This window comes from Pseudomonas sp. LF-5, assembly GCF_037626295.1.
Classification (GTDB): Bacteria; Pseudomonadota; Gammaproteobacteria; order Pseudomonadales; family Pseudomonadaceae; genus Aquipseudomonas; species Aquipseudomonas monsensis.
On the sequence record NZ_JARKMT010000001.1, the window covers coordinates 483,387 to 504,924 of the forward strand.

29 protein-coding genes are annotated in these 21,538 nt (G+C 59.1%); all 29 read left to right on the top strand.

Features of this window, described 5'->3' with window-relative positions; translation table 11 throughout:
* The first annotated feature begins 47 nt into the window (after positions 1–47).
* Positions 48–263 (top strand): YdaS family helix-turn-helix protein, encoded by a 216-nt coding sequence (locus tag PseuLF5_RS02210; protein WP_098963812.1) that lies wholly within the window; start codon positions 48–50, stop codon positions 261–263.
* Between the two features lie 55 nt (positions 264–318).
* Positions 319–921, top strand: a complete 603-nt coding sequence (locus PseuLF5_RS02215; protein ID WP_340132829.1) for a hypothetical protein — start codon at positions 319–321, stop codon at positions 919–921.
* A gap of 201 nt (positions 922–1,122) precedes the next feature.
* Complete coding sequence (locus PseuLF5_RS02220; RefSeq protein WP_340133261.1) at positions 1,123–1,899, top strand: helix-turn-helix domain-containing protein; 777 nt, start codon at positions 1,123–1,125, stop codon at positions 1,897–1,899.
* Complete coding sequence (locus PseuLF5_RS02225) at positions 1,896–2,567, top strand: replication protein P (RefSeq protein WP_100847976.1); 672 nt, start codon at positions 1,896–1,898, stop codon at positions 2,565–2,567. Before PseuLF5_RS02220 ends, PseuLF5_RS02225 begins: the two co-directional genes overlap by 4 nt.
* Complete coding sequence (locus PseuLF5_RS02230) at positions 2,560–2,769, top strand: hypothetical protein (protein ID WP_340132830.1); 210 nt, start codon at positions 2,560–2,562, stop codon at positions 2,767–2,769. Before PseuLF5_RS02225 ends, PseuLF5_RS02230 begins: the two co-directional genes overlap by 8 nt.
* A complete protein-coding gene (locus tag PseuLF5_RS02235; protein ID WP_127928139.1) occupies positions 2,760–3,062 on the top strand; it encodes a nuclease domain-containing protein in 303 nt (100 codons plus the stop codon). The genes PseuLF5_RS02230 and PseuLF5_RS02235 overlap by 10 nt, the downstream gene beginning before the upstream one ends.
* Complete coding sequence (locus PseuLF5_RS02240) at positions 3,059–4,339, top strand: tyrosine-type recombinase/integrase (protein WP_340132831.1); 1,281 nt, start codon at positions 3,059–3,061, stop codon at positions 4,337–4,339. The genes PseuLF5_RS02235 and PseuLF5_RS02240 overlap by 4 nt, the downstream gene beginning before the upstream one ends.
* 83 nt (positions 4,340–4,422) lie before the next feature.
* Positions 4,423–4,656, top strand: a complete 234-nt coding sequence (locus PseuLF5_RS02245) for a hypothetical protein (RefSeq protein ID WP_340132832.1) — start codon at positions 4,423–4,425, stop codon at positions 4,654–4,656.
* Between the two features lie 2 nt (positions 4,657–4,658).
* Entirely contained in the window at positions 4,659–5,012 is a 354-nt protein-coding gene (locus PseuLF5_RS02250; protein ID WP_340132833.1) for an antiterminator Q family protein, read from the top strand.
* A 45-nt stretch (positions 5,013–5,057) separates the two neighbouring features.
* Positions 5,058–5,906, top strand: a complete 849-nt coding sequence (locus PseuLF5_RS02255) for a DUF2971 domain-containing protein (protein ID WP_340132834.1) — start codon at positions 5,058–5,060, stop codon at positions 5,904–5,906.
* 225 nt (positions 5,907–6,131) lie between these two features.
* Positions 6,132–6,455 (top strand): phage holin, lambda family, encoded by a 324-nt coding sequence (locus tag PseuLF5_RS02260; RefSeq protein WP_340132835.1) that lies wholly within the window; start codon positions 6,132–6,134, stop codon positions 6,453–6,455.
* A gap of 495 nt (positions 6,456–6,950) precedes the next feature.
* On the top strand, positions 6,951–7,520 hold the full coding sequence (locus tag PseuLF5_RS02265) for a terminase small subunit (protein WP_336346582.1): 570 nt from the start codon (positions 6,951–6,953) through the stop codon (positions 7,518–7,520).
* Positions 7,521–7,524: 4 nt separating this feature from the next.
* Entirely contained in the window at positions 7,525–9,519 is a 1,995-nt protein-coding gene (locus PseuLF5_RS02270) for a phage terminase large subunit family protein (RefSeq protein WP_340132836.1), read from the top strand.
* Between the two features lies 1 nt (position 9,520).
* Entirely contained in the window at positions 9,521–9,727 is a 207-nt protein-coding gene (locus tag PseuLF5_RS02275; RefSeq protein ID WP_340132837.1) for a phage head-tail joining protein, read from the top strand.
* Positions 9,727–11,208, top strand: a complete 1,482-nt coding sequence (locus PseuLF5_RS02280) for a phage portal protein (protein ID WP_340132838.1) — start codon at positions 9,727–9,729, stop codon at positions 11,206–11,208. Before PseuLF5_RS02275 ends, PseuLF5_RS02280 begins: the two co-directional genes overlap by 1 nt.
* A complete protein-coding gene (locus tag PseuLF5_RS02285; RefSeq protein ID WP_340132839.1) occupies positions 11,205–12,359 on the top strand; it encodes a head maturation protease, ClpP-related in 1,155 nt (384 codons plus the stop codon). The genes PseuLF5_RS02280 and PseuLF5_RS02285 overlap by 4 nt, the downstream gene beginning before the upstream one ends.
* A complete protein-coding gene (locus PseuLF5_RS02290; protein ID WP_340132840.1) occupies positions 12,356–12,700 on the top strand; it encodes a head decoration protein in 345 nt (114 codons plus the stop codon). The genes PseuLF5_RS02285 and PseuLF5_RS02290 overlap by 4 nt, the downstream gene beginning before the upstream one ends.
* Before the next feature lie 62 nt (positions 12,701–12,762).
* Entirely contained in the window at positions 12,763–13,758 is a 996-nt protein-coding gene (locus PseuLF5_RS02295; RefSeq protein WP_340132841.1) for a major capsid protein, read from the top strand.
* A gap of 2 nt (positions 13,759–13,760) precedes the next feature.
* Positions 13,761–14,081, top strand: a complete 321-nt coding sequence (locus PseuLF5_RS02300) for a head-tail joining protein (RefSeq protein ID WP_122691285.1) — start codon at positions 13,761–13,763, stop codon at positions 14,079–14,081.
* Positions 14,078–14,743 (top strand): hypothetical protein, encoded by a 666-nt coding sequence (locus PseuLF5_RS02305; protein WP_034155915.1) that lies wholly within the window; start codon positions 14,078–14,080, stop codon positions 14,741–14,743. Before PseuLF5_RS02300 ends, PseuLF5_RS02305 begins: the two co-directional genes overlap by 4 nt.
* Complete coding sequence (locus PseuLF5_RS02310; protein WP_340132842.1) at positions 14,736–15,248, top strand: hypothetical protein; 513 nt, start codon at positions 14,736–14,738, stop codon at positions 15,246–15,248. The genes PseuLF5_RS02305 and PseuLF5_RS02310 overlap by 8 nt, the downstream gene beginning before the upstream one ends.
* Entirely contained in the window at positions 15,245–15,811 is a 567-nt protein-coding gene (locus tag PseuLF5_RS02315; RefSeq protein WP_322374042.1) for a phage baseplate assembly protein V, read from the top strand. Before PseuLF5_RS02310 ends, PseuLF5_RS02315 begins: the two co-directional genes overlap by 4 nt.
* A 54-nt stretch (positions 15,812–15,865) precedes the next feature.
* Entirely contained in the window at positions 15,866–16,114 is a 249-nt protein-coding gene (locus tag PseuLF5_RS02320) for a hypothetical protein (RefSeq protein ID WP_340132843.1), read from the top strand.
* A gap of 5 nt (positions 16,115–16,119) precedes the next feature.
* Entirely contained in the window at positions 16,120–16,446 is a 327-nt protein-coding gene (locus tag PseuLF5_RS02325; RefSeq protein ID WP_322374044.1) for a GPW/gp25 family protein, read from the top strand.
* The gene (locus PseuLF5_RS02330; protein ID WP_340132844.1) at positions 16,443–17,324 is read left to right on the top strand and encodes a baseplate assembly protein; all 882 of its coding nucleotides are present in this window, start codon (positions 16,443–16,445) and stop codon (positions 17,322–17,324) included. The genes PseuLF5_RS02325 and PseuLF5_RS02330 overlap by 4 nt, the downstream gene beginning before the upstream one ends.
* Position 17,325: 1 nt before the next feature.
* On the top strand, positions 17,326–17,934 hold the full coding sequence (locus tag PseuLF5_RS02335) for a phage tail protein I (RefSeq protein ID WP_340132845.1): 609 nt from the start codon (positions 17,326–17,328) through the stop codon (positions 17,932–17,934).
* Positions 17,927–19,846, top strand: coding sequence for a phage tail protein (locus PseuLF5_RS02340; protein ID WP_340132846.1), 1,920 nt, complete (start codon positions 17,927–17,929; stop codon positions 19,844–19,846). The genes PseuLF5_RS02335 and PseuLF5_RS02340 overlap by 8 nt, the downstream gene beginning before the upstream one ends.
* Positions 19,847–19,855: 9 nt before the next feature.
* On the top strand, positions 19,856–20,254 hold the full coding sequence (locus PseuLF5_RS02345; protein ID WP_340132847.1) for a phage tail assembly chaperone: 399 nt from the start codon (positions 19,856–19,858) through the stop codon (positions 20,252–20,254).
* A 104-nt stretch (positions 20,255–20,358) separates the two neighbouring features.
* Positions 20,359–21,525 (top strand): phage tail sheath family protein, encoded by a 1,167-nt coding sequence (locus PseuLF5_RS02350; RefSeq protein WP_340132848.1) that lies wholly within the window; start codon positions 20,359–20,361, stop codon positions 21,523–21,525.
* Positions 21,526–21,538: the final 13 nt, after the last annotated feature.

Sequence of the window (21,538 nt, forward strand, 5' to 3'; positions counted from 1 at the left end):
GTATTCCCATAATCTATTATATGGGTATTCCCGTATGGAGGATATTCATGAACGCAATTTACAAGGGCCTCGTTGACTACTTCGGCACCCAGGAGGCCACTGCCGAAAAGCTCAAGGTTGATCAAAGCACCGTTTCCGGTTGGGTTCGAGGGAAGCACGGCATGTCTCCGGTTATTGCCAAGCGAGCGGAGGCACTGACCGAAGGAGCTTTCAAAAAAGAAAAACTGTGTCCGTCGTTTCCTTGGGCCGAGATGGCCGCCTAAGCGCTATCCCTGTCCGCCAATCCGTTGAAGCCAGATTAGAAGAGAACAGTCCCCCATGGAAACGTCGAACTTGCGACACGAAACACGCGATGCGGTCTTGGTCGCTATTGCGCGCGACATGATCGCTCGGACGAGCATGAGTCAGGACGGATTTGCGGAGCAGTTGAACCATCAACTCTTTATTCGTGCGCCAGAGCGCTGCAAGGAAAAGGGCTTTCCTGATCTGCAAGGTATGACCAGAACCGCAGACATGCAGGCTTACGGTCGTGCCTACAAGGCCTGGAGCAAGCGTGTCGAGCGCTGGCTCGATGACAGCGGCGATCGTATTGAAATCCCTTCGTGGATTGAAGAGTCGTGGGTTGCCGCGCTCGACCAGCCTTGGCGCGACCGCGCACTTATTGAGCTGTCGAGCCGCTACGGCCTTCTCGCAGTCAAGCAGATCGGCTCAGGCATCGACGACGCCTTGCAGGTGTTCGCCGGTATTTCGACGAGCTTCGGTCACGTTGCCGGCCTTGGCGGGAAAGTCTTCGCCGATGGCGTGTTTGACCAGAAAGACCATGTCTACGCCGAATCTTTCGAATCCTTCTGCCGCTCTCTTGCTGCGCACGCTGTCGCGATGGCGGATCGAGCGGCGCTTGTCGCTTCAAAGATTCACTAAATCACAGACACAAAAAAGCCAGGTTCGTGTCCTGGCTAATTTGCAAAACTAGAGAGGCCAAATTATGCAGAGCCAGCCAAATTCTAGCAATACCCAGAACAATGTCGCGACACTTTTTCAGAGTTCGCAAAGCGTGTCGCAACACACGTCATCTCGTTTTGCCGAATTGAATATCGGAGCCTTGCTGTGAGCGTTCAAGCAATGTCATGGGCGCTGTCTTTGTCCACGCAAGTTCTCAAGGATGCCAGTGCCCGGCACGTTCTGCTGTGCCTGGCCAACTATGCCGGATCGAACGGCACTGGCGCGTTTCCGTCAGCTTCCACTCTGGCTCAGGACACTGGTCTATCCGAGCGCACCGTGCGTTACAAGTTAGATGACCTGGAGAAGTCGGGACTGATCAAGCAGGGCAATCAGGCGATTGCTGCTGTTCACATTGATCGCCATGACCGACGCCCAGTCGTTTACGACCTTCAAATATTGCGGGGTGCAAATGCTGCACCCCGTTCGGAACGGGGTGCAAATGACGGCACGGGGTGCAATCAACAACAGAACGGGGTGCAATCTACGACAGAGCGGGGTGCAGCGGCTGCACCCAATACGCCAATTAACCATCAGGTAACCGAACAGCAGCTGCAGCGCGAGTTTTCTGGCGTGGTCGATGATCAGGATCGACAAGCTCTCGATGCTCTCGAAGATCCTCGCCAGCGCTTTTCGATGTTTGTCGACTGGGAGTTCAGCGCTAAACAGTTGGAAGACCAGCTTCGCCTGATGTGCTTGCCGATCTCATCGGCTACCGATGAGTTGATTAACTCGTTCAAAGGTTTCTTCATCGCCAAACCCGATACCCGTGACAACGCCGCCGGCTGGTGCCACCGCCTTGCCAAGTGGATCAAGCGTGATCGCGCTGTGAAGTCCGGCGACATTGAGGAAGAGATGGATGCGACCGGTGACTGGACTGCCAAGGGGGTTCGGGTATGAAATCTGCACGCGATCTTATTGCCGAACGGCGAACCGACCCTACCTACAAGCCGACGTCCGACCCAGTAGTGGCCGAGGTTGATCCATCGACCAAAGCTGTCATCGACGATTTGTTCCTGCGTCTTCGCGGTGCCTGTGGCGCATGGCGCCAGTCTTGGCCGACTGAGGCCGTGATGAACGCCTCGAAGCTTGAATGGCTCGGCGAGTTCATGCGCTCCGGGATCAACCGGATGGAGCAAATCGACCACGGCATGCGCGTCCTGAGTGCGAGTAAGTCGGCATTTGTTCCAGCGCCTGGAGTTTTTGTTAGCTGGTGCTTTGCCCCTGAAGGGCTGGGATTGCCGAGCGTCGAAAAGGCGTACGCCCAGGGGCTTCGCAACTGCCATCCCGCTATGCGTGATTCGGCCAAGTGGATGCACGCTGCGGTCTACCACGCTACTGCGGCCGCTGGTTTTCATGGCCTGCCATTGCTCTCGCGTGAACTTGGTTTGGCGAGCTTCGAGCGTCACTACTTGGCCCAGTGCAGGAAGATCTGGAAGGGTGAACCCCTAGGCTCTATCCCTATTGCTGAACTTGCTGCGCCTAAGCCTGATCGCAACCCCGAAGTGGGTAACACCGCTTTGGCCAACTTGCGCGCGATGCGTGCGGGGAGGGCAGAGCGTGTGTGACCGTCGCCTTGCTGTACCCGAAATCGATACCTATCGCTTCGCAGTGTTTTGCTGCTCGTTCAAGGTCGATTTGAGTTCGCCACCTGATCACGCGCTGGCGCTGTTTGCCGACGAGGCCATGGCCAAGCGTTATGGCTCGTGGATGTGGCCGGGGACCTATGAAGTCGTTGACGTCGTGACGGGGAAGCCTTCATGCGCGTGAGCTCGAAGAAGCTTCGCGCCTCGGCCAATGGCCAAGAGTGCACCGTCCGGATGCCAGGCATTTGCAATCACAATCCAGAAACCACCGTCCTCGCGCATCTGCCTTGCGGGCAGAAGGGCATGGGCATGAAAGGTTTTGACACCGTGGCGGTGTACGCTTGCAGCGCTTGCCACGACGTGATCGACGGCCGCGCCGCCGGCGAGATCGACTGGCAGGACGTGCCGCGCGCCATCGCCGAAACCCACGAAGCGCTGATCAGGGCTGGAATTCTCACCGTGAAGGGGGCCGCATGAGTACCGCCGCGGTGAAGATCACCGAAGCTGAGATCAAGCGCCAAGTGGCCGGCACCGTACAGGACGTACGCGACATTGAGAATAAGGGCCTGTACCTGCGCTTCAACAAGGCTCGAACCGGTGGCTCGTGGTACCTGGTGTTGAAGGGCAAGTGGAATCCCATCGGCACGTTCCCCGAGCTGACTCACAAACAGGTCGTAGCGGCGCTACCGTCGCTTCGTCTGCGTCTGGCTGCCGGAGAAGGGGCGAGCCTGTCGAAGTGGAGCGCTGTTGGTGAACTGCTGGACTGGTTCGCCGACCGCATGTCGCGGGATCGCAATCTGTCGACCAAACGCAAGAACACCGGCGCCTCGATCATCAAGTGCCACCTGAAACCGCGCCTCGGCGAGCTGCCCCTGATCGGCATCGACAAGGCCGCTCTCGACACCCTGCTGATGTGGCCTCTTCAGGAGACGGTTTCCATCGACTACGTGCGTTCGGCATTCCAGCTGTTGGCTCTGGCATTCCGGCAGGCGGCCAAGCTGGGGATGATCACGTCCAATCCGATGGCGGCGATCCGTTTCAACGACTTCTCCAAAGCGAAGGTCGGCATCAAGCCGTCCCGTCTGCGTGGCGTTCAGTTGGAAGGCCTGCTCGGGCAACTGGCCGACGTCATGAGCACCGCGCCGCTGGATTCGATGCTTGCACTGATGATGCTCTGCCATGGCACGCGGATCGGTGAAACCCGGATGGCGCGCTGGTCGCACATCAGCATGGCCGAACGCGAATGGTTCATCCCGGCCGAGCACACGAAAACCGGTGTCGAGCATCACCTTCCCCTGACGGAGCAAGTGTGCACGCTGTTGACCCGGTACCGCGAAGGTCAATACGCCCGAGGCTATGAGGGCCAGTGCCTGTTCCCGGCGCGCAACGGCAAGTCACTGGGCGAAGCTCAGGGCTGCGCCGTGTTTCGTCGGTTGGGGCAGGGCGAGTGGACCAGTCACGACCTGCGCAAGGTGGCCCGCACTGGCTGGGCAGATCTCGGCATCGACCACCTGATTGGCGAGCTGCTGATCAACCACGCGATGGGCCACAACGTGAAGGTTTATATCCAGTCCGACGTGATGAGCCGCAAGCGTGATGCCCTCGAACAGTGGCACGCACATCTAGATCAGAAAGGCTTTGCAGCGATTCATGGATTGACCGGCTTTAGATTTGAAGATTCCGGTAATTCGCTGCAAGCCACAGAACATAAGGCCTGCAAGGCCATCCAAAAAACAACCATAGGCGAGGTTTAAAAATGGATAAAAGAACACGCGGCCCCGCTTTTGTGCGTCGCCAGATTCCGCTCACCGACTGCCCATCCTGTGCCGGAAAGGGGTTGGTTAAGGGCTTGTTTCATCAGCTCGATTGCATCGGTTGCCACGCTTCCGGTCTGGTGCACGCTGAGACTCTGGAGCCGCTGCCAGTGGATGACCTGATCGTTCAGCTCGGCATGTTGATCCGCCAGGAGCGCCACATTGCAACGTTGCCGCGTGAGCCATTGACCATGGCGGATCTGTACCAGCAAACCAACACTCGCGGGCCTGGTGGCTCGGCCATCAAAGGGGACTGATCATGGCGAGAACGAAGATCTTCACTGAGCGCACCGCCGAGGATCTGCTGGAGCATTGGGGTCGTTGGGTCGTGCTGGGTTCTGGCGTGTCGTGCTGCGCATCCCGCGAGAACACCCTGCACACACCGATGATCACCGACGACGATGCACTGATGATCGATGGCTTGATGGGCCGTCTGCTGAAGCGCTACCCGGAATGCGGCAAGGTGCTAATGAAGTACTACACCGCTCGCGACAAGGCGCTGATCGATGTAGGTAAGAAGATGGGTTTCGGCGAGGAGAAGACCCGACAGCTTTGGAAGGCCGGTATTGCTTGGATCGATGGTGCGTTAGAATCGAAGAGAGAGGCAGCCTGAAAGGGATCTTTTCGCCTCTACCACAAATGACTTTAGAAGGGATCGATGCTTGTGGGGAATGTATATAAGTTTTTAGAGGCGAAGCGGAGTGCGTTTTTAGACAACGGCTTGCTACGGTTTTCTCAACCTGCGGCGTTAAACGACCCATATGAGTGTTTGGCTGCTTTTCCCGATCTTTCACCTGAAGAAATGTCAAGTGACTTACTGAAAGGAGTTTTAGAAACGGTCGGGTATTCAAAGAGTGATAGTCGGGAAGATAAGCTGCAAAAGTCATCAATGATTGGTACTGCCATGCTTCGTATAAAAGCCATGTTCGAAGAAGATCCATGGCTTTTTAGAAATTTTACGATGAAGCTCAACCAAGATCGTATAAATAAAGACCTTGGAGTACTTTCTCTTTCTCGTCGCTGGAATAGTGCGCTTATGTGGTCTCATTACACTAAAATCTATTCTGGGTTTTGTGTTGGATTCGACTCAGATCACGGCTTTTTTAGAGAGTTTTCTGATGGTGGTGAGCTACGAAGAACATCGTTGCTGCCTGTTAAATATTCAAAGAAACGACTCACGATTCCAAAGAAACAATCTGATGCGGTTGGGTTAGATATCTTCTTAACGAAGTCTGTTGACTGGAAATATGAAGAAGAGGATAGACTTCTTGCTCTCCTAAAGGATGCCGACAAAGTAGATGAAAAAAAGCCTTATTCCGCACATCTATTCAAGATTCCATTTGACGCAGTTTCTGAGGTGATTCTTGGTCATAACGCGCCAGAGGCTTTGAGGGTTGACGTGCTGGAGTTTGGTAAAAAGCTGGGTATTCCTGTGTACAAAACACAACTATCCCAACGATCCTTCGATGTGGATAGGGTTCCCCTCAAGGATGGTATTTGTTTTTGAAACTGCCGCTTGACAAGCCCGGGGACGAAATATAGATTTCAGTTACTTTGCGGTTTTTCCGCGTGCAAAGCCCGTCTCCGAGATGGGCTTTTTGCTTTCTACCATTCCATGAGCCTCGGCATTTGCCGGGGCTTTTTCGTTTTGGGCTCCACCACACCCATCGCTCTGAGCCGGGAGTGCCGCTGGAGCTGAACCTATTGCACTCCCCCAAAGGGAGGAATCGAGATGCCAAACATGCCTGAGAAGGATCCCGGTCTGTGGGCCGCAATGATTGCCTGGCTGCTCCTTCATCAACCACAGCTCTACGCTGCTGGCCTGTCGGTCGGTATCGCGGTTCTGCGAGTGATGTACGGCGGCGGCACTCGTCGCCAGATGTATCTTGAAGGTGCGCTGTGCGGCTTAGTCACGCTGTCGTTGGTGCCACTCCTTGAATGGATGGGCTTACCGCAGAGTATGGCCACATTCGCCGGCGGCGCTGTTGGCTTCCTCGGCGTCGAGAAAGTCCGCGGTTACTACGACCGCGCTGCCACCAAGCGAGTTGAAGGTTGATGCCTTGTACTGGATACGCTGGGCAACGAGCGCGATTTACGGCAAGTACAAGCGGTTGCAAGAGGCGTTGCGGCAGTTTGTGTAAACCCCCGCCTTTGCGGTCCGAGGACGGCCTACCGCTCGCGCGTCCTCGAAATGCCACCGGCAGGTGCCGGCCAAGTGCGGGCGCACCGTTTTTGGCGCTGAAAACCGCCGGGGACCCTGAGGCTTTTCGATGGGTACGGGGTCGGAAACCCGCGGGAAAGCGTTAGCCGCAGGGCTGGAAAGTTAGTTGACAGCGGTTGACAGGTTGACAAGAAATTCTGCGTTTCCAGCGACAGAGTTCGCATGATCTAAACAGTGTTTTTTAGTGCAGTCCCCCCGGTTCTATTGGGCTGTAGGCCTTTTCATGCCTGTTCATTTTCTTAAACAGCAGCCCCGGCGCAATGGTCAGAACGCTTGTCAACTAAGCCGGGTTAGTTGACAGGCTTAACAAGCCACGACGATGGAGGCCGCATGGCTTTTGTAACTCGCAAGGAGTACTGCGAGCTTAAGGGGTGGTCTCGGCAGTACGTTGGCAAGCTGGTCAAGAGTCAACGACTTGTTCTGAATGCTGCCGGGCAGATTGATGTGGAGGCCAGCGAGCGGCTTCTGGCCATGACGAGCGACCCGAGCAAGGCCGGCGTCGCCGCTCGACATGAACGCAATCGTCCGAAACGGGATGATCAGCCACCGCTGGAAATAGTCATCGCAGACTTTGTAGATGACCCCTCTGGTGAGGTGCCCGACTTTCAAAAGTCACGCGCGCTTCGTGAGCACTATCTGTCGCTTCAGGAAAAAAACAACTTCCTTAAAGCCCAGGGCACTTTGGTAGAGCGCAAAGCGGTCGAAGATGCGGCCTATAACGCCGGTCGCTTACTGCGTGATCTTTTGCTTGGGATGGCGCCACAGCTATCGCCGGAACTGGCCTCGCTGTCTGATCCATGGCAAATCGAAAAGCGTCTGACGTCGGCTTTGCGACAAACACTGGAAGATGCTGAGCGGCTGTCTGCAGCAGATCTACAACAAGCCATTACCCCGAGCTAAACCTATGTCCTTAGAAATGTCGAACGGTGCGACGGTGTACCGCGAAGCGTATTTCCGTGGGCAGCGACCAGAGCCTGATGTCTGGATCGACCAGTGGGCCGACGAGTACATGCGCATCCCGCGCGACACCGGTGCGGCCGAGCCTGGTCAATACCACACTTCGCGCACCCCTTATGCGCGTGAGCCGATGCGCTGTCTGTCACCTGCCCACCCGTGCAAGCGGGTGGTAACCATGGTGGCTTCGCAGTTGATGAAGACGCAGATCGCCTTGAACTGGATCGGCGGCCTGATCCATATGGCCCCGTCCAACATCCTCACGTTGTTGCCCAGTCTGGGGTTGGCCAAGCGGGTATCGTCGCGGATTGGTAAAACCATCAAGGCCACGCCGGTGCTGCGTGAGCGCGTGGCGTCCAACCGCTCGCGGGATGCGCGCAACACCATGGACACCAAGGAGTTCGAGGGTGGTTCGCTGTACATCACCACGGCCGGTTCTGCGGCCAACCTGGCGGAGCTTTCCGCACGCTACATCTACGGCGACGAGGTTGATCGCTGGAGTGTGGACGTGGGCGAAGAGGGCGACCCGGTCGAACTGGCCGAGACTCGCGGCAGTACTTTCGGCCGTAACGCGAAATTCTATTTTTCCAGTTCGCCCACGGTCAGGGGGGCGTCACGGATCGCTGATCTGTTTGAGGTCAGCGATCAGCGTTACTACTACGTGCCGTGCCCAACCTGTGACCACATGCAGGTTCTCGAATGGGAGCGTTTGCATTACTCGTCGGATTTTCAGGTTGTGCATTACCAATGTGCCGGCCCCGACTGCGACGTCCTGATCGAGGAGCGCTATAAGGGCGAGATGCTGGCGAAAGGGGAGTGGCGAGCACACACCCAGGGCGATGGCGAAACCATTGGTTTTAACTTGAATGCGTTGTACTCGCCGCCCGGCTGGACCGGTTGGGCCTCGTTGGCCAAGCAATTCGAGAAGGCTAAAAAGGCTCAGGCCAAAGGCGATCTGGAGCCGATGCAGGTGTTTTACAACACCCGTCTGGCCAAGGTCTGGGATAGCGCTCAGGAGCAAACCTCAGCCGGTGTGTTGATGGATCGGGCGCGACTGGAAAGCTACGGGCTTGGCTCAATGCCCGACGGCGTATTGATGCTGACCGCTTCCGTTGACACCCAAGCCAACCGCCTGGAACTGATGGTGATGGGTTGGGGCGCTGGCATGGAGCGCTGGGTGGTCGACTTTCAAGTGATCTCCGGTGACCCTGCCGATGAGCGCACCTGGGTGGCGCTGGATGAGTTGCTCAAGGCCCGTTACCGACACCCTTGTGGTGCTGAGCTGATGATCATGGCGACTGCGGTCGACTCCGGTGGTAACCATACGGATGAGGTCTATCAGTTCTGTCGTATGCGCCGCTGGCGCAGCGTGTTCGCCATCAAAGGGGCGAGCAAGCGGGGCCGGCCGGTGATCGCGCAGCGACCTTCGATGGTCGACGTGACATGGAAGGGCCTGACTGAACGGCATGGCGCCGAGCTATGGATTGTCGGTACCGACACGGCGAAGGACTGGATCTACAACCGCTATGCATTCGACACCGGCCCGGGATCGCTGCACTTTGCCAACGACCTGCCGGATGACTTTTTCGCCCAGTGTGTGGCTGAGCGCAAAGTCACCCGTTACGTCAGGGGGCATAAACGCATCGAATGGACCAAGGGCAAGGCCGAGCGCAACGAAGCGCTCGACCTGTTGGTTTACAACCTGGCCATGGCCCATTACCTCGGCATCAATCGCTACCAGGATCACGATTGGGCGCGGATTCGGCAGGCGGTCATCCAGTCGGCTTCGGGCGATAGTGGCCAACCCGTTCAGAGCGAGCGGCTCAGCCGGCCAGTCGAAACACCGGCAGCACCACAGGCGCCGCAACCAGCCGTGAAATCACGTCCGACAACGGCCCCCCCACAACGCCGCAGCTCCACCAGTGGCTACCTGAAGAGACGCTGATATGTCATTTACGAAAAAGCACCTCGACGCGGTTGAGACGGCCATTGCTCGCGGTGAGAAAACTGTGCGCTACACCGACCGTACCGTGGAATACCGCACGGTCGATGAACTGCTCGCGGCGCGCGCGGAAATACGCTCGTCGCTGGCACGCGACGCCGGGCCGCGCTCGCGCGTGGTCCGCCTTTATCACGGGGGCAAGGGACTTTAATGGCCCGACATTTTCCGACGTTGACCCGTAACGGCTTTGTGCTGCCGTCCAACATCAAGGCCAGTTACGAAGGCGCTGGTGAAGGCCGCCGATCCGCTAACTGGGACGCTCCCGACAACGGGATCAACAGCATCAACACCCCGGCACTGCGCAATTTGCGGTCGCGCTCCCGGGCAGCGGTTCGCAATGACCCGTATGCCTTCAACGTCATCGACAAGCGCGTCAGCAACCTGATCGGCACCGGCATCACCCCTCGGCCAGCGACCGATGATGATGTCCTGCGCAAGCTGCTGCAGGAGCTGTGGAGCGATTGGGTTGATGAATCTGATGCGGATGACCGCACCGACTTTTACGGCCAGCAGGCGCTGGTGGCGCGCACGGTGGAAACATCGGGTGAATGCTTTGTTCGCTTGCGTCCTCGCAGTCGGGACGAAGGCCTGGCGGTTCCGCTGCAGTTGCAGATTCTGGCGCCGGAGTTCGTGCCGCACGACAAATTCGAGAGCACCAAGAACGGCAACGTCATCCGCGCCGGCATCGAGTTCACCCCGGGCGGCAAGCGGGTAGCGTATTGGATGTACATGTCGCATCCGCGTGACTCGGCCTCGTTGAACGCCGGTTACAACCAGCTAGTGCGCATCCCTGCCGCGCAGGTGCTACACATCTTCGAGCCGGTCGAACCTGGCCAGTTGCGCGGTGTGCCGCGATTGTCGCCGGTGCTTAAGCGCCTGCGCAGTCTGGACAACTACGACGACGCGGTGTTGTTCCGTCAGGAGGTGGCCAACCTGTTCGCCGGTTTCATCACGCGCCCGCCGCCGGACGCGGGTCCGGCTCCACGCGATCCGGTCACCGGCGCGTTATTGGATCTAGACCGCGACGGCTTCACCCCCATGGTTGCGCTCGAACCCGGCACCATGCAGGAACTCGGTCCGGGCGAAGAGGTGGAATTTTCCAAACCGCCGGACGCGGGCAACAACTACCCGGACTTCATGCGTCAGCAGTTGATGGCTGCAGCGGCGGGTAGCGGTACGCCTTACGAGATCCTCACCGGCGACATGCGCGGAATCAACGACCGAGCATTACGGGTGGTGCTCAACGAGTTTCGGCGCCGCCTGGAACAACTGCAATTCAGCGTGTACGTCCATCAACTTTGCCGCCCGGTGCGGGCCGCGTGGATGGACATGGCGGTGCTGTCGGGTGTTCTGGTGCTGGACGATTACGCACAGAAGCGCCGCCAGTACCTTCGCACTCGCTGGGTGCCACAAGGCTGGGCCTACATCCAGCCGGTGCAGGATGTGCAGGCCCGGCGGATGGAAGTGCAAGCCGGCTTTGCTTCGCGTGGCGAGATGGTCTTGCGTACCGGCTACGACGCCGAAACGGTCGATCTTGAAAACGCCGCCGATCTGGCACGGGCCACAAAGCTGGGCCTCAACTACAACACCCTGGATGCCGTCGAAGACACCGACGACAAGGAGCAACCATGAGCAAAACTGCGAAACCGCGTATTTACAACCGCGCCGGCAAACGCGTCGAGGTAAAGGACAAGACCTGGTACGCCGTTAATGCCAGCGGCGAAGCGGCCGATCGAGTGATCGAAGTTTTCGTCTATGGCGAGATCGGCGCGTGGGGCATCACTGCTAATCAGTTCGTGCAGGATCTGCGCGCCATGGATGACGGCGTTTCACCAGTGGTGGCCGCGTTCAACAGCATCGGCGGCGATTTGTTCGATGGTCTGGCCATGCACAACGCGCTGTCGCGGCTGGGCGAGCGCTGCACTGGTCGCATTGATGCACTGGCAGCGAGTGCGGCCAGCGTGGCCGTGTGCGGTGCACACCGCGTAGTCATCGCGGCGAACGCCATGTTGATGATTCATAACCCCTACACCTATACAGGCGGGGACGCTGAGGACTTCCGCCGGGTCGCTGATGTGCTGGATCAAACCTTGGAGGCGATCATTGCGGCCTATAAGGCCAAGGCGCCCAACATCGACGACGCGGAACTGCGGCGAATGGTTAGTGCAGAAACCTGGCTGACTGCCAATGAAGCATTGGCTCTCGGCCTTGCTGACGAAGTCGGCGACGGCATCAAAGTCAAAGCATGCCTCGGGCAAGGCGCGGTGCTGCAGCGATACCAGCACGCTCCGGCTGAGCTGGTGGCGCAGCTCGACGAGCCACCTGAAGCGGATCCGGATCTTGATCCTGTCGATCCGCCGGTGGTGCCGCCTGTAGTCGACTCGACCAAGTTGGCATTGATGGTCACTCAGCGCTGCACGGCGGCGGGCATCAGCAACCTGATCGAGCCGCTGCTTAAGTCCACCCAGCTTGAAAGTGAGGAGATCGTTTTGGCCGGTCTGGCACGCGCCAAGGCGGTAAACGACCTCTGCGTGGCCGCGCGGTTGCCGGAATTCAGCGCCGATTATGTCGCGGCAGGTCTGGACGAGGCGGCGGTGCGGGCGCGTTTGTTCGACAAGATTGTCACCAGCGGTAAGGGCTTCGAAATCGACAACAGTCTGCCGCTGGCGGACGACCTGGCGCCCAAGGTGCTGGCCAAACAACCTGATCCCAACTCGATTTGGGCTGCTCGCCAAGCGGCCCAAACTGGAACCGCGCAAAGCGCGAAAGGAGTACGAGCATGAACATCAAACAGGAACCGATGCACGCGGGTGAATTCCTGCTGTCCGAAGGCGCCGGCAATATTTCGCGTGAAGCGATCAACGTCGCGGCCGGTCCAGCGTTGTGGCCGGGACAAATCCTCGGGCTGGTGACCGCCTCCGGTGAATTCGCGCCCTACGAACCGACAGCTGAGGACGGCACCGAAAATGCTGTCGCGATTCTCTACGGCCCGCTCGGTGAATCCGATGTGGTGCGTCGCGGTCGCGCCGTGGTGCGGTTGGCCGAGGTCAGCGAAGCGCACCTGACCGGTCTGGATCTGGCCGCCGAGAAAGCACTCGCCACCCATTTCGTGATCGTCCGCTAAGTCGATCCTTTTTTTGTATGCATCCCGCCGCGTGCGGGATTTTTCGTTTCTGGAGAGTACCCATGGCCGATATCGCCATTTTTGAAGACGAAGCGTTTACCGTTACCTCGCTGACCGCTGCACTCAATGATCAACCCTACCTGCCGGGCCGCATCAGCGCCCTGGGCCTGTTCCGCGAGGAAGGCATTACCACCCTGACCGTGCAGATTGAAAAGGACGGTGACACCCTGGCACTGGTGCCGGCCGGTGAACGCGGTGGTTCTGGCTTGGTGGTCGCGGCCAGCAAGCGCAAACTGATCCCGTTCAACACCGTGCACCTGCCGGAGCGCTTCACCATCAAGGCGGACGAGATCCAAGGCATCCGCGCCTTCGGCACTCGGACCGAGCTGCAGGCGGTACAGGACGTGGTCAATGCACGCCTTGCAAAGGCGCGTCGTCAGCTGGACGCAACCCATGAGTTCCAGCGCATGGGTGCCCTCAATGGCCTGATCCTTGATGCCGATGGCCAAACCCCGCTGTTGGACATCTATGCGGCATTCGGAGTGCAGCGTCAGAAGATGTCCATGGGGCTGACCAAGGCCGATACCGAGCTGCGGGTCATGTGCGGTGAGGCGCTGGACATGCAGGAGGATGCGCTGGGCAGCGTGACCAGTACCGGTTCGCGCGCTTTCTGCGGCAAGAACTTCTGGAACAAGCTGATTGTTCACAAGTCGGTCAAGGAGACCTACCTCAACAGTCAGCAAGCGGCAGCGCTGCGTGGTGACGCCCGGGAAAGCTTCGAGTTCGGCGGCATCATCTGGGAGCGCTACCGTGGCAAGGTGGCCGGCGTTTCTTTCGTCCATGACGATAAGGCCCTGCTGGTGCCTGAAGGCGTGCCCGATCTGTACATCTCCGTGTTTGCACCGGCCGACTACATGGAAACGGTCAACACCCAGGGCATCCCGTACTACAGCATGATCGAGCCGCTGCCCTTCAACAAAGGTATGGCTGGTGAAGCTCAGTCCAACCCGCTGCACCTGTGCACTCGACCGCGCGCCCAGATCCTGCTGGAACTCTGATCGTGGGCTTTCGCGATCTGATCGCCGACGTCGACGCGGTGGTGTTCGAAACGCTGGGCGACACCGCACGGATCGAGGGTCGCGAAGAGCCAGTGCTCGGCATGTTTGCCGCGCCCTGGCTGCAACCCAAGTTCGGCAAGCTCAACACAGGGTTGCGTGAGCCTCGCTTCGAGATCCGCGTCAGCGATTCGCAAGGTCTGGAACAGGGCATGCTGGTTAGCGTTGACCTGCCTGCCCTGGATGGCGGCGGTGACTACGACCTGATCCAGCTCGAACCGAGCGGTGACGGGCTGGTCGCCCTGATTCTGAGGTTGCGGCCATGAGCGTCGGCAGCTATTTCAAACCCTCGGCCGGGGGCGGGATGATCTCTATCCAGTCCTCGGCCGCAGATTTTCAGGCGTTCCAGGACTTTGCCAAGGTGGTGCCGAAAGCGGCCGCTGCGGCGCATCGACGCGCAATCAACAAGACGTTGGGCTGGTTGCGCACGCACATTGCCCGAGCCGTCAGCCGGTCAGAGCGCATTGCTGTTGCAGCGGTGCGTCAGCGGTTGCGCAGCTATCCGGTTTCCGGCGGTGCCGCGAGCGGCAAACTGTGGTTCGGTTTGAACGCCATCGAATCCAGCCGGATCGGCCGGGCGCGGCAGACCGGGAGCGGTGTGTCGGTGGCGGGGCGGCGTTACGAAGGTGCCTTTCTCAAGAAGGTCTACGGCAACAAGCCCGACATCTGGATCCGCACAGCCTCCAAGCATTTCAACGGGGACGACTACCCGGACAGCACGGTGTCCCCCGGTCGTGGGCCGAGTTCGGGTTGGGTCGCCGAAAACGGCAGTCGTTTCCCGCTGGCCAAGGCCAAGGTGTCGCTGGAGCAAGCCCGGCCGCATTTCGACAGTTGGGTCAAAAAGGCAGATGAGCGTCTGCTGGAGATTCTCAAGCAGGAACTCAACTTTGAGCTGCAGAAATACCTCAAGAGGATCGGCAATGTCTGAAGAACCGTTCAGCCTGGACCAGTTTTATAGGGCGGTAGAACAGCATCTTCGTACCCACTTGCCTGGCGTGCAAACCGTCACAGCCTGGCCAGACATTAAGGATCGCGTGTTGCTGCCAGCGGTGTTTCTGGAGGTGGCCGAGATCGAGCCGGGTAAAGATATCGGCACCGGCGAAACCTCGCTGGTGTGCAAGTTCGAGGCTCGGATCATCGTTGACCCAATCAAGCCGCACCATCATCAGCAGGCCGTGCAATTGGCAACGCAGTTGGCGGTGTTGCTGCGTTCGCAGACGTGGGGGTTGGCAGTTGAACCCGCCGAGTTTGTGCAATCGCTGCAGGACTGGACCCAGCCGCACCTGGATGGATACACGGTGTGGTTGGTGGAGTGGACTCAGCAGGTTTATCTCGGCCTTGAGGAATGGCCGTGGTCGGACGAACCGTCGGGAACGTTGGTGTTTGAAGTCGATCCGGGTGACGGGCAATTCAAGCCGGAGGATCTGCAGTGAGTTACGCAAGCGCCCAGCATGACCGCATGATCGCGGGGGCGGTCAAGGCGTGCTACGTGGTCGCGGTTGATCTGTCCGCTTCGCCGCCGGTATGTCGCGTGTCGGATGGCAGTGAATGGGTCAGCGCTTGGGTGCGGTGGCACAGCATTGCAGCGGGCAAGGCCAGACACTGGCGGGCGCCGTCTTTGGGCGAACAGGGCAGTTTGATCAGTCCCAGCGGTGACGTGTCGCAAGGCACGTTTGTCCCGGGCCTGTATGGCAATGCCGGACCGCCGCCAGACAACCGCGACCATGTCGAGGTCTGGCGTTTCGATGATGGTGGTTCGCTGATCTACGACTGGCAGGCCAAGAGCTACACCATCACCCTGCCCAGCGGCACGGTCACCATTAAAGTGGCCAGCACGGAAGCGGTCGTGACCGATAGCGCGGTGAACGTGACCACCGGCAACATCAATCTGAAAGCGGCGGTGATGATCGACGGCGCGCTGCACGTTACCAAGGGCATCACCAGCGCCGGCGCGATCATTGATGCCACCGGCAACAGCAATCACCACACGCATTAATTTCAACTCACCACAGCCCGCCCAGTGCGGGTTTTTTCATGCCCGGAGAACCACATGGCCAAGAACGATATGACCGTCACTGAGGCGCAAGCGTCCTCTGAACCAGTAATTGCATCCTCAATGTTCTCATCGCCGGAGTTCTTGAAGTTCCGCGACAAGCTTTACACCTCGCGACTGGTGATCGTGCCCGGTACTGACCGTTCCTATCCGGTGGAGAAGGCGACGGTCGTGGTGCCGGTCTCCGACATTGAAGCGGTCAAGTTCCTGAAAACCAGCGAAGAATACGAGCCGTTCAAGGAGTGACAACGATGATCGGAATGGATCGCCACACCGGCCAACCCATCTCCGGCATCGAGCACCTGCGCCAATCCATTGTCGACATCTTGAGCACGCCGCTGGGCAGTCGCCGGCACCGTATGGAGTACGGCAGCAAGTTACGGCGGTTTGTCGATTTGCCCATTAACGAGGGCTGGAAAAGCGCCGTGCAGGCTGAAGTCGCCCGCGCTCTAGGGCGCTGGGAGCCGCGTTTGAAGTTGGATCAGGTACGCGTTATTTCCGTCATTGGCGGGCAAATCAATTTGCAAATCGTCGGGAAGTACCTGGGCGACAGCGTCACGTTGGAGGTGGCTGCATGAGTACCGTTGATCTGTCGTCGCTGCCGGCGCCGACCGTGCTGGAGCCTCTGGACTTCGAAGAAGTTTATCAGGACGGTTTAGGCGTCTTTCGCGGGTACATGGGGGGCAACTGGACGGCAGCGCTGGAAAGCGATCCGGTGGTCAAAGTGCTTGAGGTCGGGGCTTATAACAAGGTCGGGAACCGCGCCCGAGTCAATGACGCCGGCAAGGCGCTGTTACTGGCGCATGCAATTGGCGGTGACCTCGATCACCTGGGGGCCAACGTCAATCTGAAGCGCCTGGTCATTCAGGCTGAGGATCTTCTGGCGGTGCCACCGGTGCCCAAGGTCATGGAAGACGACGACCCGTTTCGCGAACGCATCCAGTTGGCCTATGAGGGCTTGACCACGGCGGGCCCGCGTAACAGCTACATCCTGCACGCGCGTAACGCCTCGGGGCTGGTGGCGGATGCCACGGCTGAAAGCCCGAAGCCTTGTTACGTTACGGTAACGGTGTTGGGGCTGGACGGGGAAGGCGAAGCGCCGCCGGAGCTTCTGGCGACGGTGGCCGCTGCGCTGAATGACGAAAACGTTCGCCCGGTCGGTGATCGGGTGAGCGTGCAGAGCGCGCAGGTGATCCGCTACGAGATTGACGCGATTTTGCACATGGCCGGCGCCGGCCCGGAAGCGGATGCCAGTTTGGCCGAGGCGAAAAGCCGATTGGCCGCTTGGATCAATCCACGCAAGCGCCTGGGCGTTGAGGTCGCCCGCTCCGCTGTTGACGCACAGTTGCACGTTGCCGGCGTTGCCCGGGTTGAGTTGGTCGGGTGGCAGGACCTGCTCCCGACCAAGGCACAAGCAGCGTTCTGTACGCGCTACAACGTGAGGCTGGCGGGCTGATATGAAAAGTCTACTGCCGCTCAACAGCACTCAACTGGAACGGGCCATGGAGGCCGCGTTTTTCGAAAAGACGATTGTCCCACTGCGCGACCTCTACAACCCCGACACCTGTCCGGTGCATCTGCTGCCGCATCTGGCCTGGGCATGGTCGGTGGATCGCTGGGATTACCGCTGGACGGAAGCAACCAAGCGTGCGGCCATCAAGGCGTCGTACTACATCCACAAGCACAAGGGCACCATCGGCGCTTTGCGCAGGGTGGTCGAGCCGCTGGGCTACCTGATCGAGATTGTCGAGTGGTTCCAGACCGTGCCCGAGGGCGTGCCGGGCACCTTCGCACTGAAGGTCGGGGTGCTGGATACCGGCATCACCGAAGAAATGTATCAGGAGCTTGAGCGCCTGATTGACGATGCCAAGCCCGTCACCCGGCAACTGACCGGGCTGGCGATCAGCCTTGAAACCCAAGGCAATCTAAACATCGCCGTGTCTCTTTACGAGGGCGACGAAATTGACGTTTACCCACCCGTCATGCGTGATATCGAGGTCACTGGCAGCTTTGGCGTGGTCGGCCGCGAACACACCATAGACACCCTGGACGTTTATTATGATTGATGCGAATTCGCAGTTTTTCGCGATCCTCACGAACGTGGGGATGGCCAAGCAGGCGAACGCCGACGCGCTCGGCATTCCCTGGCTGATCACGCACATGGGCGTGGGTGATGCCAACCCGAACGGGCTGGCTGATCCGCCCAATCCGGTGCCTTCGGCCAGTCAAGCCAAGCTGCTCAACGAGTGGCGTCGCAAGCCGCTCAACCAACTGAAGATCGACCCGGTCAACCCGGCGGTGATCATCGCCGAGCAGATCATTCCCGCCGATGAGGGCGGTAAGTGGATTCGCGAAATCGGCCTCTACGATGCGGACGGCGATCTGGTGGCGGTGGCCAACTGCGCGCCGAGCTTCAAGCCGCTGCTGTCGCAAGGCTCGGGCCGCACGCAGATCGTGCGGATGAACTTCATTGTCACCAGCACCGGCAACATTCAGCTCAAGATTGACCCGGCGATCGTGCTGGCCTCGCGGGCCTACGTCGACGCGGCGATTCTGGAAGTGCTGCCGAAGAACAAAACCCCCGGCGAATATACGCGGGTCAAGGTCAATGATCGCGGGGTTGTTGTGTCGGGCGACAACCCGGAAACGCTCGCCGGCATGGGCATCAAGGACAGCTACACCAAGCCCGAAGTTGACGCGATTATTGCGCAGGCCTCGGCGCTTCCGGTGGGCGCTACTGTGGCGTTTCCGTTAGACAAGGTGGCGCCCGGGTTTCTGGAGCTGGACGGCAGCGTCAAGAGCATTGCCGTTTATCCCGATCTGGCAGCGTTTCTCGGCGTGGCCTTCAACAGGGGCGACGAGGGCGCCGGCAATTTCCGCCTGCCGGAATCGCGCGGCGAGTTCCTGCGGGGCTGGGATCATGGGCGCGGTGTGGATGCTGGCCGTGCGGTAGGAGGTTGGCAGAAAGGCACGCTGACCACCTTCGACGATCCATCGACCGGGGCGTCTGTCGACTCAATCCGCATGAGTTCCATTGCCGGCGGCGCTGATACTATTTCGAACCCCGGCGACTATCCAAGCGTGGGGATGACATTTATCTCCGCTGGCACAAACGCGGCGAATTTTCTGGCATCAGGCGGCGTTACTCGCCCGCGCAACTTGGCGGTGATGTGGTGCATCAAGGCCTGGAACGCGCCAATCAATCAGGGGAACATCGACGTTGCTGCGCTGGCTGCGCAAGTAGAGCAGTTAGCGGTTAACGGCCCTCCCGTCGGCAGCATGCGCGATGCATTCATGAATGTGACCGCCGCCTCAGCGACCGCCACGTTCTCGGCATTTGAGGTAGTAGTCGGAGAGCCTAGCGGTAAAACCTACCGCCTCCGCAACTTCAGCCAGACGTTAAACCTTGCTGCCGCTGTTAAAGGCTTGGGGGCAATGGATGCCGGGGCTGCTCCAGTGGGGGGCATTGTCGCCATTTATGCGCTGTATAACCCTGCTACCAAACAGCACGGTGCGACTGTTGTTAACGTGACGGGAGCCATTGCCCCAAACCTCTGTGCGGGCGTGCTTCCGGCCGGTTACAGCGCGTCGGCGCTGGTCAGTGTGTGGGCGACCAATGCGGCGGGTTTATTTCGAACAGGTAGCCAGGAACATCGCAGCGTCACCACGCAAGTGAATGTTTTGAGCGGAACATCGATCACGTCGCTAGTGCCACTCGCCATGCCGGGTGTCCCATTAAACGCCAAGCGTGTTATTGGTCAGGCTGGGGTTAATTCGGCCGCGTCTGGTGCGATTGGCATTGGCTTGGCGTCAGATGCGAACTCGCTTGGGTTTCAGTTTATTTCGTCGTCTTCAAGTAATTCGTGCAGTGGTAACTTCAACTTGTTAGTGCCAGTTCCCGGCGTGATTTACTACCAGACGCAATCGAACGCGGGAACTACGACATTCGGTTTAAGTGTTACCCAATACGAATTTTAAGGGGGTGTCATGGCAGTTTTTGTTCGGTTCGCAGATGCAAGCGAAACGCGTGTAACTGATGAATTTGGCGGTCTTCAGGATATTGAGCATTACCCTCATCAGGGGGTAATCGATGAGGATGATCCGCGATATTTAGATTTTTTGGCACTGATTGCAGCAGTGAGAGAAAAAGGTCCTGATGTGTCTGCGCGAGCTTGGCGCGATGCTGAGATTTTGCGCGTGAGCTGGCTGCGTGATCGACACCGCGACGAGGTTGAAATCGGCGCCGAAACCACGCTGACCGCCGAGCAGTACGCTGAGCTGTTGGCATACATAAAAGCGTTGCGTGACTGGCCGGCGGCCGCTGACTTTCCCGTCAAAGCATCACGGCCGGTCGTGCCCGAATGGGTGGCCAGCCAAACCCCGTAAACGCCCCGCACCGACGGGGCGTTTTCTTTTCCGTTACGCGTAACACCAACACCCTACACAGCCTCGCTTATGCGGGGCTTTTTCGTTTCTGGAGACTGACCCTTATGAGTTTTTTCCACGGCGTCACGACCACGTCGGTCGATACTGGGGCGCGCACCATCTCGCTGCCGTCTTCGTCGATTATCGGTCTGTGCGACACCTTCACACCGGGCGTTCTCGGCGGTGGTACGGCCAAGGCGGGCGAGCTGAAGTTGATCACCACCGAGCGCGAAGCCATTGCCGCCTTCGGCGCTGACTCGGCGATCACCAAGGCGTGTAAGGCGATCTACGTAAAAGCCAAGGCGGTGATCGTCGCCATCGGCGTGCCCAAGCTGGAAGATGCGGCGTTGCAAACCTCGGCGATCATCGGCGGCGAACTGGTCTCGGGTCAGCGTACCGGCCTGCAGGCGCTGCTCGACGGCAAGAGCCTGTTCAACGCACAGCCGCGGTTGTTGATCGCGCCGGGTCATACCGCGACTCAGGCGGTGGCCACGGCGCTCGATAGCTTGGCGCAGAAACTGCGCGCCATCGGCATCATCGACGGCCCGGGCACCACCGATGAGGCCGCCATGGCCTACGCCGATAACTTCGGCAGTCGCAACCTGTTCATGGTTGACCCGGGCGTCAAGTACTGGGACACCATCACCAGCAAGACCGTCGACGCACCCGGCTCGGCTTGGGCGGCGGGGCTGTTTGCCTGGACGGATGCTGAGTACGGTTTCTGGGCTTCGCCATCGAACAAGGAATTGACCGGTATCACCGGAACCGGTCGCGCGGTTGAGTATCTGGACGGTGACGAAACCTGCCGGGCCAACCTGCTCAACAACGCCAATATCACCACGATCATTCGTGACGACGGTTATCGCCTGTGGGGTAACCGCACGCTGTCGAGCGATCCGAAGTGGGCATTCGTTACCCGCGTTCGCACGCTGTTCATCCTCATGGACGCGGTGCAGGCCGGGCACAAGTGGGCCGTCGACCGTTCGATCACCAAGACCTACGTGACCGATGTCACCAACGGTCTGGATGCGTTCATGCGCGACCTGAAAGCCCAGGGCGCAATCATCAATTTTGAAGTGTTCGCCGACACTGAACGGAACACGGCCAGCCAGATTGCCCAGGGCAAGGTGTACTGGCGTATTCGTTTCACCGACGTGCCGCCGGCAGAAAACCCGAATTTCCTTTTCGAAGTCACCGATCAGTGGGTGACCGAAGTGCTTGAAGCAGCCTAAGGGGGCGTAACCA